Consider the following 16,219-nt stretch of genomic DNA (forward strand, 5'->3'; position numbering starts at 1 on the left):
CACTTCCTCGGGGGGTCGTACCGGCTCTCCGGCCGGCTCGGCAGGGCCGGGACACGAGAGCCGGTCAGGAAGGCCGGGGTGGAAAGAAAAGAGAAGAAAAGACAGGGATCTGGAGGGATCAGGAGGGGCGGAATCCGTCGTCGACCATGGCGAAGAGGTCGTCGTCACTGGCCCGCGCGAGATCGTCGACGGCACCCTCGTACTGCGGCGTGCGCCAGGCGTCCAGCAGCGACCGCAGCCGGTCGTCGAGGTGGCGGCGGTCGGGATCGTCCGCCGGGACGTCGGCGAGCGAGCGGGCCAGTCCGTCGACGATGGCCAGCGCCTCCTGGGCCGGCGATGCCTCGGGCGGGGCGAGCTCCGCGCGCAGCAGCGCCGCCACCGCCTGGGGTGTGGGGTGGTCGAAGACGAGGGTGGCGGGCAGCCGCAGACCGGTGACGGCGCCGAGGGCATTGCGCAGTTCCACGGCGGTGAGGGAGTCGAAGCCCAGTTCGCGGAAGGTGCGTTGGGCGCCGAGGGAGTCCGGTGAGCCATGCCCGAGGACGGTCGCGGTGTGGCTGTGCACAAGGTCCAGCAGCAGGCGGTCGCGCTCCGTGCCGGTGAGGGCGGCCAGCCGTTCGGCGAGTCCGGGGGCGCCGGCGGTGCCCGGGGTGGCCGGAGCGGCGCGCCGCAGGACGGGCGCCTGCACCAAGCCCCGGAAGACGGGCGGCAGGGTGCCCGCCTCGGCCTGTTCGCGCAGTACACCGGTGTCCAGGGCGATGGGTGCCACGGCGTGGGTGTCCGCACCGATGGCGCTGTCGAACAGGGCGAGTCCCTGTTCCGGGCTCAGGGCGAGCAGTCCGGAGCGGGCCATCCGGCGCTGGTCGGTGTCACTGAGTCCGGCCGTCATGCCGGCGGACTGCTCCCACGCTCCCCAGAGCAGTGAGGTGCCCGCCAGTCCGGACGCCCTGCGGTGGGCGGCGAGTGCGTCCAAGTAGGTGTTGGCGGCGGCGTAGTTGGCCTGGCCGGGGTTTCCGGTGAAGCCGGAGGCGGAGGAGAAGAGGACGAACAGGGCCGGGTCGTGGCCGAGTTCGCGGGTGAGCGCGTCCAGGTGGGCGGCGCTGTCGGTCTTGGGCCGCAGCACGCGGTGCAGTTGCTCGTCGGTGAGGCGTGCGGCCAGCCCGTCGTCGAGGACTCCCGCAGCGTGCACGATCACGGTCGGCGGCCGGTCGAGCCCGTCGAGTACGGCGCGCAGGGCAGCACGGTCCGCGGTGTCGCAGGCGATGGTGTCGACGCCGTGGGCACCCAACGTCCTCAGTTCGGCGGCGAGTTCGGCGGCCCCCGGTGCCGCGGGACCGCGTCGGCCGAGGAGCAGCAGGTGCCGGGCCCCGTACCGGGTGACGAGGTGCCGGGCGACGAGTCCGCCGAGGTTGCCGCCGGCGCCGGTGACGACGAAGGTGGCTTCGGGGTCGGGGCGCCGGGGGACGGTGAGAACCGCCTTGCCGATGAGTTTGGCCTGGCTGAGCGTACGGAAGGCGTCGCGGGCCCTTCGTACGTCCCATACGGCGGGCGGCGGCGGAGTCAGGGCCCCCCGGTCGAAGAGGTCGAGCAGCGCGGTGAGCATGTCGCGCATCCGGTCGGGCGAGGCCTCCTGGAGGTCGTACGCCTGGTAGGCGACGCCGGGGCGGTCGGCGGCGACGGCGGCCGGGTCGCGGATGTCGGTCTTGCCCATCTCCAGGAACTGCCCGCCACGGGGCAGCAGTCGCAGGCCCGCGTCGACGAACTCCCCTGCCAGACAGTCGAGTACGACGTCCATTCCCTGTCCGCCGGTGGTCCCGAGGAAGTGGTCCGCGAAGTCGAGGGTGCGGGAGTCTGCGGTGTGAGCGTCGTCGAGGCCTGCGTCGCGCAGCACGTGCCGTTTGGCGGTACTGGCGGTGGCGTACACCTCGGCGCCGAGGTGCTGGGCGAGTTGGACGGCGGCGGTGCCGACTCCGCCCGCGCCCGCGTGGATGAGCACCTTCTGTCCGGGACGCACTGCGGCGAGGTCCACCAGGCCGTAGTAGGCGGTGAGATAGGCGAGGGGAACGGCGGCGGCCTGCTCGAAGCTCCAGCCTTCTGGTATCGGCGCCAGCCAGCGGTGGTCGGTGTCGGCGACCGGACCGAACGCGGCGGGCGCGAGCCCGAACACCCGGTCCCCTGCCCGCAGACCGGGCACGTCCGGCCCCACAGCACTCACCACACCGGCGAGTTCGCCGCCGAGGCCGCGCAGCCCGGGCACCAGGCCGAGGGCGACGACGACGTCGCGGAAGTTCACTCCGGCGGCGCGCACGTCGACCCGTACCTGGCCCGCGCCGAGCGGTTCGGTGAGGCTGTCGGGTGCCGGTACGAGCGCCAGGTCGTCGATGGTTCCGCTCTCCCCGACCCGGTCCAGCACCCATGGGGCGGGCCCCGGCGGCGGAAGCAGCGAGGGGTGGCCGGCCAGGGGTGTCAGGCGCGGCGCGTGGGCGGTCCCGGCGCGCAGTGCGAGCCGGGGTTCGGGGCCCGCCACTGCCGCCGGGAGGGCGGTGCCGGACCGGTCGTCGCCGTCCCAGTCCAGCACGGTGACGCGGTCGGGGTTCTCGTGTGCGGCGGAGCCGAGGAGCCCCCACACGGCGGCGGCGACCGGGTCCGGCAGCGGATCCTCGCCGGTGACCCGGACCGCTCCGCGCAACAGGACGACCAGCCGGACGGCGGCGAAGGTGTCGTCGGTGAGCCAGCGGCGTACGGTACCGAGCGCCCGTTCGGTGGCGGCGTGCACCTCGGCGACGGCGGCGGGGTCACCGGGTCCGGCCCCCCGCGGCAGGGCGGCGTCCAGGTGTACGACGACGAAGTCGGTGTCCGTGGCGTCGACTTCGGCCGGATCCGGTCGGCGTGAGGCCCCGGGGAGGGTGGGCAGCGACTTGGGGTCTCCCGCCAGGACCCAGCGCTCCGGAGTGTCGGCGGGCTCGGCCGACAGGGGGACGGTCTCCCAGCCGGGCAGGTGGAGCCCGTCGGCCGGCCCTGTGTCCGCGCCGGTGGCGGGGAGCACGGCGGGGGCGGCGCGGACGGTCAGTGAGCGGATGGTGGCCACCGGCGTGCCGGTGGGGTCGGCGAGGGTGAGGGTGAGGCTGTCGGGTCCGGTGGGTGTGAGCCGCACGCGGAGTGCGGTGGCGCCGGTGGCCCGGAGAGTCACCCCGTCCCAGACGAAGGGCAGTCGGCCCTCGCCGGGCGCAGCCGAGAAGGGGCCGCCTGCGAAGACTGCGGCGTGGAGGGCCGCGTCGGCGAGCGCCGGGTGCAGGGCGAAGGCGGCGGCGTCGGAGGCGATCGCCTCCGGGAGGGCGACCTCGGCGTACACCTCGTCGCCGTGCCGCCACGCCCGGCGGACGCCTTGGAAGGCGGGGCCGTAGGAGAACCCCGCGGTCGCGAACTCGTCGTAGAGGGAGCCCGTTTCGAGCGGTGTGGCGTCCGTCGGCGGCCATGGGCCCGGCTCCGGGCGGTCCGCTGCCGGTTCGCCGCCGAGGACTCCGTCGGCGTGTGCGGTCCACTCGTCGTCGGCGTCGGCGGTCTCCGGCTGGGAGGCGACGGCGACGGTCCGCCGGCCGTCCGCGTCGGCCTCACCGACGACGACCTGGATCCGTACGCCGCCCGTGGCGGGCAGGATCAGCGGGGCTCGCAGGACGAGTTCGCCGATCGTCAGCGTGGTGCGGTCCGCGGTACGGAGCCGGGCGGCGGCATGCAGGGCGAGTTCCACGAAGGCTGTGCCCGGGACGAGGACGGTGCCGCCCACCGCGTGGTCGGCCAGCCAGGGATGGGTGTCGACGCCGAGGCGCCCGGTCAGCAGCAGTGTCCCGGTGCCGGCCACCGTGAGGGCGGTCGCCAGCAGCGGGTGCCCGGCGACGGGCAGTCCGGCCGTCCCCGTGGCCGCCGTGCCCGGCTTGGGACGCAGCCAGTAGCGCCGCCGCTGGAAGGCGTACGTCGGCAGCGGCACCGGCCGGGTGCCCCGGTCGGCGTAGAAGGCCTCCCAGTCCACCCGGACGCCATGGGCGTGCAGGCGGCCGAGGGCGGTGATCAGCGCCCTCGGTTCTGGCTGGTCACGGCGTTGTGCGGCCACGCGGAGCGGATCGGCGGGGGTCGCCGCACCGTCCGGGCCGCCGGTCGAACCGCTGTCCGCCATCGCGGTCAGGGCAGCGTCCGGTCCCAGTTCGAGCAGGACGGTGGCACCCGCCTCGCACAGGGTGGCGGTCACGTCGTGGAAGCGGACGGTGTCGCGGACCTGGCGGGCCCAGTAGTCGGGTGAGGCCCACTGGTCGTCGGGCTGGACGGCGCCGGTCACGCTGGAGACGACCGGAATGGCCGGCGGGTGGAACTCCAGTTTCCGTACGACGTCTCGGAACTCGTCCAGCATGGGGTCCATCAGTGGCGAGTGGAAGGCGTGCGAGACCCGCAGGTGGCGGGTGCGGCGGCCGAGACCGGCGAAGTGCGCCGCGACCGAGGCGACCGCTGCGGCGGTGCCCGAGGCGACGACGGACCTCTCCGCGTTGACGGCGGCCAGGGCGATGGCGTCCTCCTGCCCCGCGAGCAGCGGGGTCACCTCCGCCTCGGCGGCCTCCAGGGCGACCATCGCACCGCCGGCCGGCAGTTCCTGCATGAGCCGGCCTCGGGCGGCCACCAGCGCACAGGCGTCCGGCAGTGTCAGCATGCCGGAGACATGGGCGGCGGCGAGTTCGCCGATCGAGTGGCCGGCGAGGTGGCGGGGCCGCACTCCCCAGCTCTCGACCAGGCGGAACAGCGCGACCTCCACCGCGAAGGTCGCCGCCTGGGTGTAGCGGGTCTCGTCCAGCAGCTCGGCGGTGGCGGTGCCGGGTGCGGCGGACAGCAGATCGTGCAGCGGCTGGTCGAGGTGGCCGTCGAGTTCCGCGCACACGGAGTCCAGGGCTCGCGCGTAGACGGGAAACGCCGCGTACAACTCCATCCCCATGCCTGGGCGTTGTGCCCCCTGGCCGGTGAACAGGAAGGCGCAGGCCTGGTCCCCCGCCGGGCCGGTCAACAGTCCCGGCGCGGGCTCGGCCGAGGCCAGTGCCTTGAGAGCACGGGCCAGTTCGTCGTGGTCGGCGGCGACGACCACCGCCCGCTGTTCGAGGGCGGCACGGGTGGTGGCGGTGGCGTGGCCGAGGTCGGGCAGGCGGGGGGCGTCGGGCCCGGTGACGTGCTCGTGCAGTCGGGCCGCCTGCGCGCGCAACGCCTCGTCGTCGCGGGCGGAGAGGAGAACCGGCACGGTCGGCAGGGGTACGAACTCCGCGGCCCGCGCGTCCTCGGTGCGCTGCCCCTCGCCCGGAGCGGGCTCGGCAGCCTGCTCGAACTCCCCTTCCACCGAGGCCTGTTCGAGGATCACGTGGGCGTTGGTGCCACTCACGCCGAACGACGAGACGGCGGCCCGGCGGGGCCTGCCGAGGTCGGGCCAGTCGCGGGGCTCGGCGAGGAGTCGGACCGCTCCCGCACCCCAGTCCACCTCTGGTGTCGCTTCGTCGACATGGAGGGTGCGGGGCAGCCGCCCGTGCCGTATCGCCATGACCATCTTGATGACCCCGGCGGCGCCCGCGGCGGCCTGGGTGTGGGCCAGGTTGGACTTGACCGAGCCCAGCCACAGCGGCAGGCCTTCGGTCCGCTCCTTGCCGTAGGTGGCCAGCAGGGCCTGCGCCTCGACGGGATCGCCGAGCCTGGTCCCGGTGCCGTGTGCCTCGACCGCGTCCACATCGGCCGCGGTCAGCCGGGCGTTGGCAAGCGCCCGTCGGATGACCCGTTGCTGGGAGGGGCCGTTGGGCGCGGTCAGGCCGTTGCTGGCACCGTCCTGGTTCACGGCGGTACCCCGGATCACGGCGAGCACCTGATGTCCGTGGCGCCGGGCGTCGGAGAGCCTCTCCACGACCAGCAGGGCCGCGCCCTCGCCCCAGCCGGTGCCGTCGGCGGCGCCCGCGAAGGACTTGCACCGGCCGTCGGCCGCCAGTCCGCCCTGCCGGGAGTTCTCGACGAACGTGGACGGGGTGGCCATGACCGTGACCCCGCCGGCCAGCGCCAGATCGCACTCGCCCGCCCGCAGCGCCTGCGCCGCGAGATGGAGTGTCACGAGCGAGGACGAACAGGCGGTGTCCACGGTGACCGCCGGGCCCTCGAAGCCGAAGGCGTAGGCGACGCGGCCGGACACCACACTGCCCGCGACACCGGTGCTGAGGAAGCCCTGGACCTCGTCGGGCATGGTCGACAACTCGCCCGCGTAGTCGTGGTACATGAGCCCGGCGTAGACGCCGGTGGGACTGCCGGTCAGCGTGCCCGGGTCGATGCCGGCGTGTTCCAGCGCCTCCCATGCCACTTCCAGCAGCAGTCGCTGCTGGGGGTCCATGGCGAGTGCCTCGCGGGGGGAAATTCCGAAGAAGCCGGCGTCGAAGTCCGCGGCGTCGTGCAGAAAGGCGCCTTCGCGGGCGTGGCTGGTCCCCAACTGGTCCTGATCGGGGGCGAAGAGGGCATCGAAGTCCCAGCCCCGGTCGTCGGGCATGGCGCCCACCGCGTCCCGGGCCTCGGCCACCAGCCGCCACAGCTCGTCGGGCCCGGTGACTCCGCCGGGGAAACGGCAGCCGATGCCGACTATCGCGACGGGTTCACTGCCCGCGTCCTCCAACTGTTTGAGCCGTCGGTGAGCCTTGCGCAGATCGCTCGTCATACGGCGGATGTAATCGACGAGCCGTGCTTCGTCCGTCACTGAAACCCCCGGGGGTCGGAGCCGTGCGGATACCGCCGGGGAACGGCGACAACCGCCTGGGGCAGTCGCGCCAAGCAGCCCTGGGTATTGAGGACTTCAAGTAGACGAGGTTCCCGCCGCGTCGCGACACCCCTGACCTGGACCCGTGCTCATAGGGGTCGGTTCAGGGGCCCGCACGGGCGCGGACCGAACCCGCCGCCTGTTAGCTTCCGGAAACGGACGGCCCTCGACAGACCCGGAGAATGATGTGACCGCGCACCGCGCAGACGCGGATCTGTGGATCCGCCGCTACCACCCCGCCCCGGACAGCGAGGTACGCCTGCTGTGCCTCCCGCACGCCGGAGGTTCGGCCAGTTTCTACTTTCCGGTCTCGCAGGCCCTCGCACCGCGCGTCGAGGTCCTCGCGGTGCAGTATCCGGGGCGCCAGGACCGGCGGCTGGAACCGTGTGTCGAGAGCATCCCCGAACTGGCCGACCACTTGCTGCCGTTGCTCGTCGACGAGTGGACAGACCGGCCACTGGCCCTGTTCGGGCACAGCATGGGCGCGTCGCTGGCCTTCGAGTTGGCCGGTCAGCTGGAGCAGCGGGCCGGGGTGGTACCGGTGATGCTGTTCGCGTCGGGCAGACGGGCGCCGTCCCGGTTCCGGGTGGAGGAGGATGTGCACGGGCGCGGTGACGAGGCCCTGCTCGACGAGATCAGGCGGCTGGCCGGCACCGACAGCCGGATCCTCGGCGACGACGAGGTGCTGCGCATGGTGCTGCCCGCGATCCGCAGCGACTACCGGGCCGCCGAGCTGTACCGTCCCCAGCGGGTGCACCAGGTGACCTGCCCGGTGACGGCCCTGGTGGGCGACGAGGACCCGAAGGCCCCGCTGGACGACGTACAGGCCTGGCAGGAGCACACCACCGGCGGCTTCGCCATGGAGGTGTACCCGGGCGGCCACTTCTACCTCACCGAGCAGGCGCCCGGGCTGATCCGGCGGATCGCGGACACCCTGAGCGGTGCGGCGGCGGACCACTGACATGGGGGCCGGCGCCGAGACTGCTGGCCGTCAGCGACCTGCACATCTCCTACGAGGAGAACCGGCGGTTCCTGGACCAGCTCCGCCCCACCACCGACCAGGACTGGCTCATCGTCGCCGGCGCACATTCCCCGGACGACGGTGCACGACGGTGTGCGCTTCGAGGAGGTCTCCATCGGCTACCCCCGCGAATGGCGGCGGCGCGGCTTCCGCGAGGCATCCTGCGCGACGTGCTTCCGGCCGCGAAGCCCGCACCGGCCGTGCCGTGAGTGGGCGGCGGTGACGTTCATCCCGGGTTGGGCCACGCAAGAGGCCCGTCCGTATACGGACGGGCCTCTTGATCGAGCGCCGGGCAGGCCTTGCACCTGCATTTCCCCACAGGAAGCGGGGCGTCTTTCCTTGGACCACCAACGCGCAACCAGCCAACCGGAGTTGCGGCGACCAGCTCAAGATCAAGCTTAGCGCAACTGTCCGCCCCGGGTCCCCAGCCCTGTTTCGTACGCCACCACCACGGCCTGTGCCCGGCCGTCCGGGCCCGGCTTGGTCATCATGCGGTCGAGGCGGGTCTTGACGGTCGCTCACTGGTGCGAGGACGGTCGGCGATCTCCAGGTCGGACATCCCGCGGGCGATCAGTTCAGAGCCTCCACCTCACGGGTGAGCCAACGCCTGCGGATCGAGGGCTGTTCGCAGGCGGTGGCCTGCTGCCGGGAGTACGCAGCGCGCAAGGCCCGCGCCGCTCCTCGTTACGACCTGGGGCCGGGAGTCGCGCCGACCCAGCGGTGATAGGCGTCCACGTCGACATTGCTGCCGCACACGATGGTGACCACGTGCCGGCCGGCGAAGCGGTCACGGTCCTCGAGGATCGCCGCGATGCCGAGCGCGGCGGACGGTTCGACGACAAGGCCGGCGTGGTCGAGAAGCATGCGCATACCGGCGATGATCGACGCCTCCTGGACCAGGACGGCATCGTCGGCAACCTGGAGGAGGTCGGCCAGCACGGCCGGGATCGGACGCCTGCCGGCCACGCCGTCGGCGATGGTGTCGGCCGATTCGGTGGTGACGACACGTTGCTCGCGCCACGAGTGTGTCATCGCCGGTGCACCCAGCGGCTGGACGCAGATCACTTCGACCTCGGGTGCCAAGGCCTTGAGGACATGGCCCACACCAGTGGCCAGCGCCCCGCCGCCGAGTGCGATCAGGACGGCGTCGTAGGACGGTCCCGCGTCCACCAGTTCCAGGCCGATGGTGGCCGCGCCCTCGCAGGTCTCGATGTCCAGGCTGTCCTCGACCAGTCTGCTGCCTTCGTACCGTGCGATGGCCGCCGCCCGCTCGCGGGCCAGCTCATGGTCCCCGTCCACCAGCTCCAGCCGGGCGTCCAACGCGCGGATGCGATCGAGCTTGGCCACAGTCGCAAAGCGGGATGCCACGACGGTCACGTCGAGCCCTCGGCCTCGACCTGACCAGGCGAGGGCCTGGCCCAGATTGCCCGCACTGGCACACACCGCGGCTCGCGCGCCGTTGTCGGCGAGCAGGCCGGCGACCACCTCGGTACCTCGGGCCTTGAAGCTGCGGACCGGGTTGGCCGTTTCGAGCTTGACGCTCACCGTGCACCCGAGAGCGGGCTCCAGCGCCTCACAGCGGTAGAGCGGAGTACCGAGGAATACCGGGTCGATCACCCGGCGAGCCGCCCGGATCCGCTCGGTGTCGAGGCGTGTCTCCAGCATGACATCGCAGCGTAGCGTCACCGGTGCAGTTCTCTTTGGTCGCTTACCCGGCACCCGGCGCCCGCACTGGCAGACACGACCAACTCGGTGTCCGAGGCCCGAGGAGGCGTCACGGGGATTGAACTGGAGCTGTCTGTCCAACGAGCAGGAAGCCCGGGTAGCGCGTCAGGAAGTCGACGCCCTGACACAGTGGCGGGCTGATGAGGAGGAGAAGTCGGCCCTGCTCGACTTGCCGAGCTTCTTGAAGTCTGCGCCGCGACACCGGGCAGCCACCTGTGATTGATGGGTGACTGACCGTGCACGGCCGCCGGTGCGGCAGGTCGACCGCCAGGGCTCCGGCCGTGGGCGTCGGTTTGCCGTTCGTGAGCGGGGGCGGGGCTGAATTCGTCGGCGCCGGGGCAGTCGGAATGGTAGGTACCGTCGAGCGGGCGTGCTGCAATTCCAGCTAGGGAGATCAGGGCATGGCAGAACCAGACCATACGGAGAACGACGGGAAACGGCCCGTGGCGACGCATACCGCCGGGCTCACCAAGACGCTGGAAGCCATCGGGACCGGGGCCTACCTCGTGGACGACGAGGGCCGCATCCTCGCCGCGAACTCCCGCGCCGAGCAGTTTCTGGACCGGCCGGCCGGAGATCTCTTCGGCCATGACGCGCATGACCTACTCCACCGGGACTCACACGGCCATCCCTTGCCCCGGACCCAGTGCCGCATGCGACAGGCTTTCCACGCCGGACGCACCGCTCAGGCCGACGAGGACTACTTCGTACGCGGGGACGGCTCTCTGCTGCAGATCTCGTGGCTGATAACTCCCTTCGGCCTCGGTAACCAGGAGCACCGCACGCTCGTCCTCTTCCAACCCCGGTACCTGGGGGAACCGGACTCACTCCCGCAACCGGGGACCACCCTGCTGCCGGAACTCGAACGTCTCGCCCTGCTGGCCGCGACCACCACACAACTGACCTCCACACTCGATGCCGACGAGGCCCTGCGACGACTCGTGACCCTGGTGGTGCCCCGGCTGGCCGACTGGGCCATCATCGACTTGATCACGGAACGCGACGAGGTGTGGCGCACTGTCGTCGCCGAGATGGACGGTGGGGTACTCGTGCACCACGAGGAGTTGCAGGGACCGATGCCACCCATCCCCGAGGAGTCCCCGATGCCGTTGTCCCGGGCCCTGCGCGGAGTCGCCTCGACTCTGGCCGGCCCGCAGACCTACCAGGGGGCACCGGATTCCGGCATCGCGGTCGAACAACGCCGCCTGTTCGACGCCACCGGCATTCACTCCGCGGCCATCGCGCCCATCCGCAGCACCCGCGCCGTACTCGGAGCCCTGACTCTGGGCCGCGCGAAGCAGGCGGGCGACTTCAGCAACCCTGATCTCCCCCTGATCGAGGACATCGCCCGCCGTGCCGGCCTCGCGCTGGACAACGCGCGCCTCTACCAGCGCCAGCGCAAGGTCGCCGAGACCATGCAGAACCATCTGCTGCCACAGATGCCACGCGTGCCCGGGTTGCAGATGACGGTCCGCTACCTGCCCGCACCCGACGCCTCCCAGGTCGGGGGTGACTGGTACGACGCCTTCTCCCTGGCCGACGGTGCCACCGCGCTGGCCATCGGCGACGTCGTCGGTCACGACCTGGAGGCCGCCGCCGGCATGGCACAGGTGCGCAACATGCTCCGCGCCTACGCCTGGGCCCTGCGCGAGCCCCCCAGCCAGATCGTCGAACGTCTCGACGAGGCGGTTCTGCACATCACCGACGTCGACATGGCCACCATGATCCTCGCCCGGATCGAAGAGACCCACGACGGTCAGTGGAAGCTGTCCTGGACCAACGCCGGCCACCCGCCACCGCTGTTGATCAGCCATGACGGCCTGGCCGACTACCTCACCGACGGCCACGGCATTCTCCTGGGCACCGGATCCCAGAAACCCCGCACCGACGCCACCGCCCTGCTGCCGCCCGGCTCCACTCTCCTGCTGTACACCGACGGTCTGATCGAAGAACCCGGCCACACCCTCGACGAAGGCCTCCAGCGACTGCGCCGACACGCCGCCGCCCTGGCCCACCGTCCTCTGACCTCCTTCACCGACGAACTGCTGGGCCGGGTCCGCCCCCTCGCCAACGACGACGATGTCGCCCTGCTCGCCTTGCGGGTACCTGCCCGGGCCTGACCTCCGTACTCCGGGCGGCCACGTCGGCTGCTGCGAACGACTGCCTCCGGCCGGAGGCGTTGTCGCCGGCCCTGGCTGCAGAGCGGGGCACAGGTGTCCGCCGGAACCGATGAGTTCTGGCCGCCCCGGTGGCCGGCGGGGACCGCATCGAGGTTGCGACCGTCGGTTGTGCCGAGGCCGGCGGTGCCCCGACGACCAGGGATTCGCTCTCTCGTATCGCCTCGATCACCAGACCCCTCACCGCCGTGGCGTGATGCTGTTCGTCGAGGACGTCCGGATCGCCCTCGACGACCCGATCGACCCGTGGTCGCCGGAAGCCGGCGAACCCGAACGTGGTCCGCTCGCCCGTGGGTGCGGTCGACGACGTGGTATCGACAACTCGGTCCCGCCCCAGCGGATGCGGGACTTCTGGCGGGACGCCGCCGACGCCTGACCGAGCGTTTGACCGTCGGTTCGTGAGAGGCCCGGGGCAGGTTCCGGATCGAGCTCCGTGCCGTTTCGACTTCACGATCCCCGGACCCAACCAGAACTCCCCCGAACAACCAGCTCCGACCGCCCGTACTATCTCTCTACACCGGGGGTGGCCTGCAGCCAGGTACGACCCGCACAAGACGCAATCAAGCCCTTCGGAATCACCGCCCAGCCCATGCGCCCGCTCTGCGGGTCACTGCACAGCCCGCGGACTCGCCCCGAGGAAAGGCCGGCACCATGCCCGACGGCAAGACACCCACCACCGAACTGACATCGCAGTACATGGCCCAGGTGGGCAACGACCTTGAGCGCAACGCCAAGGAACAGGACCGTATCGTCGCGGAGATCGACGCGCTGCAGGAGCAACTGCGCGCCCTGCAACACGACCACACTGTGCTGACGAACATGCGCAACGCGCTCGGCGCCACTGACGCCGTCACTCGGCCTGCCCCCGACGCGGATGCGGCGGCCTCAGTGGCTCGGCGGAAGAGCACCCCGAAGGCCGGTGGGGGCAAGCGGGTTGGGGCGAAGAAGAGCGGCGCTACGCAAGACGGCGAGGCGGTCAGGAAGTCGGCTGCCAATAAGCCCGAGGCCGCGGCCAAGGGGACGGCCGCGAAGACGGCACAGCCCACTCTCGTCGAACTGATCCGCCGTCACCTCACCGATCAGAACGAACCCCGCTCCGCAGCGGAAATCGCCACGGCACTCGGCCAGGCCCACCCCGACCGCACCATCAAGACCACCGTCGTACGCACCACGGTCGAAGGACTCGTCGCCAAGAGCCATGCCCAGCGCACCAAGCAGGGCAACTCCGTCTACTACACCACCCCCGACACCCAGGATCCGACCCCGCCCGCAGCGGCCCCGACCGACGACCAGACCGACGTGAACTGATCACCGAGGCAGCGTCGCTGGGCGCGCCGTGACCCTGCCGCCGGTCAACGGCGTATCCAGCCTGGTGAGTTCTGGCGTGCACGTGCGTGTGGTGCCGTCCGTCGTGGCTGACGGCGCAGCTTGCCTGGCACTGACCAGGCCGTGCCCGCACCTCCATCGAGGTTCAGCAGCACGCTGTGAACGAAGGCCGCGTCGTCAGAGAGGTTACGCAGGCGACGGCTTCGGCGATCTCATGCGTCTCTCGGGGGGCCGAAACCATGCGCGGGGAATCGGACCACGGCGGCAACAGCCCGGGGATCTCCGGCGGCCCGGCGGCACCAAGGCCGCCGCCCGTTGACTCAGCCCGCCCGGCGGGCGGTCGCCCCGGCGCTCGCTGCGTGAAGCGCTGTTCCATGCGTGCGTGCACCTCGGCCGGGGGTCCACCGCGATGAGGTCCGGTCGGGTCGGGAGTCTGTTCCGGTGACCGTCGCAGGACGTCGAACGCCGTCCGCCCGTGGCGACCTGGCCACTGGCAGGCCGCCGGTGACGAACTGCTGGTCCGCGAGGGCGCCCCTCACCAGGGGCAGCGCGAGGGCTGCACCCCCACCGGCCTGGCATCTCGAGGACGCTGTCTACCTCAACGCCCCCGGCGGCTCGTTCGCCGTCCTGACCACGGGCCGGTGGAGGAGGTTGCCTCCTGCACCGAGGTCCGAGGTCCGAGGTCCGGCCCGTGCCGCAGAGGACCCGCCCGGGCGCGAGCCTCGTCGAGACCCTCGGTCGGCGGGACTACCGGCACCCCTGACGCCCCGCAGGGCGTGGTGGGGGCCAGATCCGGAAGAAGCGCGGGTCACGTGCCGTTCTGGCGACGGCTGCCGCTGTGTCGGCGGAGGCGGTCGGTCTGGCGGGCGATGTCATCGACGCGCGCCGCGAGGGCGGGGTGGCCGGACGCCAGATATGCCTGCGTGACCGACAGAGGAGCGACCAGGGCGGCAGCGTCGTTGTCGGCGAGGGCGGCCGTGAGTTCGGCGAGAGGGGTGCGAGCGGCGGCGGGGAGGTCGGTGAGCGCGGTGATCTGGCCGGCGAGCTGGCGCAGGTCGGCGGCGTTGGCGCGGGCCCAGGTGGTGACGGTGCGGTCGGCGGCGCGGCGGTCACGGGTGGCGCGTACCCGCTGCTCGCCCGTGGAGCCCGGGTTTCCGGGGCGCACCCGCAGGTAACGGCGCTCGGCGGCCTGGCGGCTGGAGACACCGAGAGGCTGGGCAAGGTCGGCCCAGCTGGCGCCCGCCTCCCGGGCCTCCTCGATCAGCCCCGGCTCCCACTCGGCAAGCTGGTCGCGCACTTCGCGGAGCATCAGGAGCGCGGCGAGCGCCTGCTGCGAGCCGGCCGGACCGGGCTCGGAGCGCTCTCCGTCGCGCGCTGTCCGGGCGGTGCGCAGGGCCTCGTGGATCGTGTTCAGCGCTGCCGCGGCGGCGAGGAACGAGGTGGGGGTTGGGGTGGGGCCGGGCGCCCGGGGGGCGGGCTGGTCGTCGATGGTCACGGAGCCTCCAAGGTGCGATGTCGTCGCATCAATGACGTTCTGCTTGTCATCACTTGGATGACATGTTACAACGTAGGTGGGTGAACGCATTGGCAGCTATTGCCTGACCTGAACTTGGAGGTGTTCCACAGTGTTGATGCGCACTGACCCGTTCCGTGAGCTCGATCGGCTCACCCAGCAACTCCTGAACACGACCGGCACCTGGTCGCGGCCGTCAGCGATGCCGATGGACGCCTACCGTGAGGGCGAGGAGTACGTGATCGCCCTCGACCTGCCCGGTGTCTCGACGGACGCGATCGACATCGACGTCGAGCGGAACATGCTGACCGTCAAGGCCGAGCGGCGGCCTGTCACCAAGGCGGACGACGTGCAGGTGGAACTCTCCGAGCGGCCTCTGGGCGTCTTCTCCCGCCAGCTCGTGCTGGCCGACACCCTGGACACCGAGCACATCAAGGCGCACTACGACGCGGGTGTACTGACCCTGCGCATCCCCATCGCCGAGCGGGCCAAGCCCCGCAAGGTCGCCATCGGTGGCGGTTCCGCACACCAGGAGATCAGGGGCTGAGCCCTCTCCCAGCCACGGCGGAGACGGGGAGGCGGCCTCCTTATGGGCCGCTCCCCGTCCTCCGCTCGCCGCCGCACACAAGGGAGCAGCAATGACCATGCGATGGGACGCGTTCCTGGGCCAGGTCAAGGAACGCGGCGCGTACGACACCACCGAGGAGGCCGAGCGGGCGGCCCGCACGGTTCTGGCGCTACTGGGCGCGCACCTGGTGGGCGAGGTACGTGCAGAACTGGCGGCCCGGCTGCCGGAGGAGTTGGCCCTCGTCCTGCTCAATCCGCTCCAGGCGCACGAGCCCCTCTCGCCCGAGCGGTTCGTGCGGGCCACCGCGGCATGGATCGAGGGGGCCACTGAACAGACCGCGGCCTGGGACGTGGGCGCCGTGTTCAGCGTGGCCGCGGACGCCGCGGGCGAAGAGGTCACCGGCCGCATCCTGTTCCAGCTCCCGGCGGGCTACGACCTGTTGTTCGGCCGCACCCACGTCATATAGGCCCGCGGTCAGCGACGCCCCTTCCTGACCGGGCGAATGCGGTGGCCGGGAGGCGAGCCCTCAGCCACCGACGCACCATCGGCTTCGGACGAGAAAGGCAACCGCTTCACCGATGTTTTCCCAGCAGGAACTGCGCCGGCCCACTGCGGCCATGACGTTCGACCAGATGCTGGAAAGAGTGCGCTACGAAGGCGCGTACCCCACCCGCGCACACGCCGAGGACGCCGTGCGCGCCGTACTGGCCGCCCTTGGGCGCCAGCTCACAGGCGCCGAGCGCGCGGAACTCGCGGGCAGAATGCCGTACGAGGCCGCTGTCGCCTTGGCATCCGGGATTCCCAGCGCCGAACCCCTCACCGGCTGGGGCTTCGTCAAGGACCTGGCTGGCCGCACCGGCGGCACGGCGGCCACCACCCGCTGGGACACCGGCACCGTCTTTCGCGTCGTGGGCCGGCTCGCCGGCGAGGAACTCCTCGGCCGCGTCCTCGCCCAACTCCCCGCCGGTTACGCCCTGCTGTTCGGGCGCGCCGAACTCGTCCAGGCGGCCTGACGCGGGCGGAGGCGTTGCACGTCCGTTCCTTCCCGGGCCACGACCACGGTCGCGGCGCGACGTCTCCC

The 16,219-nt window shown here is 71.8% G+C and carries 10 protein-coding genes and 2 pseudogenes; 9 read left to right on the plus strand and 3 right to left on the minus strand.

Annotated features, from left to right (window positions below; translation table 11 throughout):
* Positions 1 to 118: 118 nt before the first annotated feature.
* Entirely contained in the window at positions 119 to 6,748 is a 6,630-nt protein-coding gene (locus IEY89_RS22465; RefSeq protein ID WP_189149272.1) for a type I polyketide synthase, read from the minus strand.
* Between the two features lie 247 nt (positions 6,749 to 6,995).
* Between IEY89_RS22465 and IEY89_RS22470 the strand changes: the two genes are divergently transcribed.
* Together IEY89_RS22470 and IEY89_RS22475 are read left to right on the plus strand one after the other, a co-directional pair.
* Positions 6,996 to 7,769 (plus strand): thioesterase II family protein, encoded by a 774-nt coding sequence (locus IEY89_RS22470; protein WP_308437460.1) that lies wholly within the window; start codon positions 6,996 to 6,998, stop codon positions 7,767 to 7,769.
* Between the two features lie 123 nt (positions 7,770 to 7,892).
* Positions 7,893 to 8,038, plus strand: a pseudogene (locus IEY89_RS22475) (metallophosphoesterase); the annotation flags it as partial.
* 475 nt (positions 8,039 to 8,513) lie between these two features.
* On the opposite strand, the gene IEY89_RS22480 reads toward IEY89_RS22475, so the two are convergent.
* Positions 8,514 to 9,494 carry a threonine ammonia-lyase gene (locus tag IEY89_RS22480; protein WP_189149273.1) on the minus strand — a complete coding sequence of 327 codons (981 nt, stop codon included), beginning with the start codon at positions 9,492 to 9,494 and terminating at the stop codon, positions 8,514 to 8,516.
* Positions 9,495 to 9,955: 461 nt separating this feature from the next.
* Here IEY89_RS22480 and IEY89_RS22485 point away from each other — a divergent pair, with 461 nt between their 5' ends.
* The 4 genes and pseudogenes from IEY89_RS22485 to IEY89_RS40835 form a co-directional block, all read left to right on the plus strand.
* Positions 9,956 to 11,674, plus strand: a complete 1,719-nt coding sequence (locus IEY89_RS22485; protein ID WP_189149274.1) for a SpoIIE family protein phosphatase — start codon at positions 9,956 to 9,958, stop codon at positions 11,672 to 11,674.
* A 250-nt stretch (positions 11,675 to 11,924) separates the two neighbouring features.
* On the plus strand, positions 11,925 to 12,107 hold the full coding sequence (locus tag IEY89_RS22490) for a hypothetical protein (protein ID WP_189149275.1): 183 nt from the start codon (positions 11,925 to 11,927) through the stop codon (positions 12,105 to 12,107).
* Between the two features lie 275 nt (positions 12,108 to 12,382).
* Positions 12,383 to 13,039, plus strand: coding sequence for a hypothetical protein (locus IEY89_RS22495; RefSeq protein WP_189149276.1), 657 nt, complete (start codon positions 12,383 to 12,385; stop codon positions 13,037 to 13,039).
* Positions 13,040 to 13,563: 524 nt separating this feature from the next.
* A pseudogene (locus IEY89_RS40835) lies at positions 13,564 to 13,734 on the plus strand (DUF899 domain-containing protein); the annotation flags it as partial.
* A 131-nt stretch (positions 13,735 to 13,865) separates the two neighbouring features.
* On the opposite strand, the gene IEY89_RS22500 reads toward IEY89_RS40835, so the two are convergent.
* Positions 13,866 to 14,552, minus strand: a complete 687-nt coding sequence (locus tag IEY89_RS22500) for a type III effector protein (protein WP_189149277.1) — start codon at positions 14,550 to 14,552, stop codon at positions 13,866 to 13,868.
* Between the two features lie 130 nt (positions 14,553 to 14,682).
* Here IEY89_RS22500 and IEY89_RS22505 point away from each other — a divergent pair, with 130 nt between their 5' ends.
* The 3 genes from IEY89_RS22505 (at position 14,683) to IEY89_RS22515 (ending at position 16,151) form a co-directional block, all read left to right on the plus strand.
* The gene (locus IEY89_RS22505; protein ID WP_189149278.1) at positions 14,683 to 15,117 is read left to right on the plus strand and encodes an Hsp20/alpha crystallin family protein; all 435 of its coding nucleotides are present in this window, start codon (positions 14,683 to 14,685) and stop codon (positions 15,115 to 15,117) included.
* A gap of 91 nt (positions 15,118 to 15,208) precedes the next feature.
* Complete coding sequence (locus IEY89_RS22510) at positions 15,209 to 15,604, plus strand: DUF2267 domain-containing protein (RefSeq protein ID WP_189149279.1); 396 nt, start codon at positions 15,209 to 15,211, stop codon at positions 15,602 to 15,604.
* A 112-nt stretch (positions 15,605 to 15,716) separates the two neighbouring features.
* Positions 15,717 to 16,151, plus strand: a complete 435-nt coding sequence (locus tag IEY89_RS22515; protein WP_189149280.1) for a DUF2267 domain-containing protein — start codon at positions 15,717 to 15,719, stop codon at positions 16,149 to 16,151.
* Positions 16,152 to 16,219: the final 68 nt, after the last annotated feature.

The sequence above is a fragment of the Streptomyces lacrimifluminis genome, assembly GCF_014646095.1.
Taxonomy (GTDB): Bacteria; Actinomycetota; Actinomycetes; order Streptomycetales; family Streptomycetaceae; genus Streptomyces; species Streptomyces lacrimifluminis.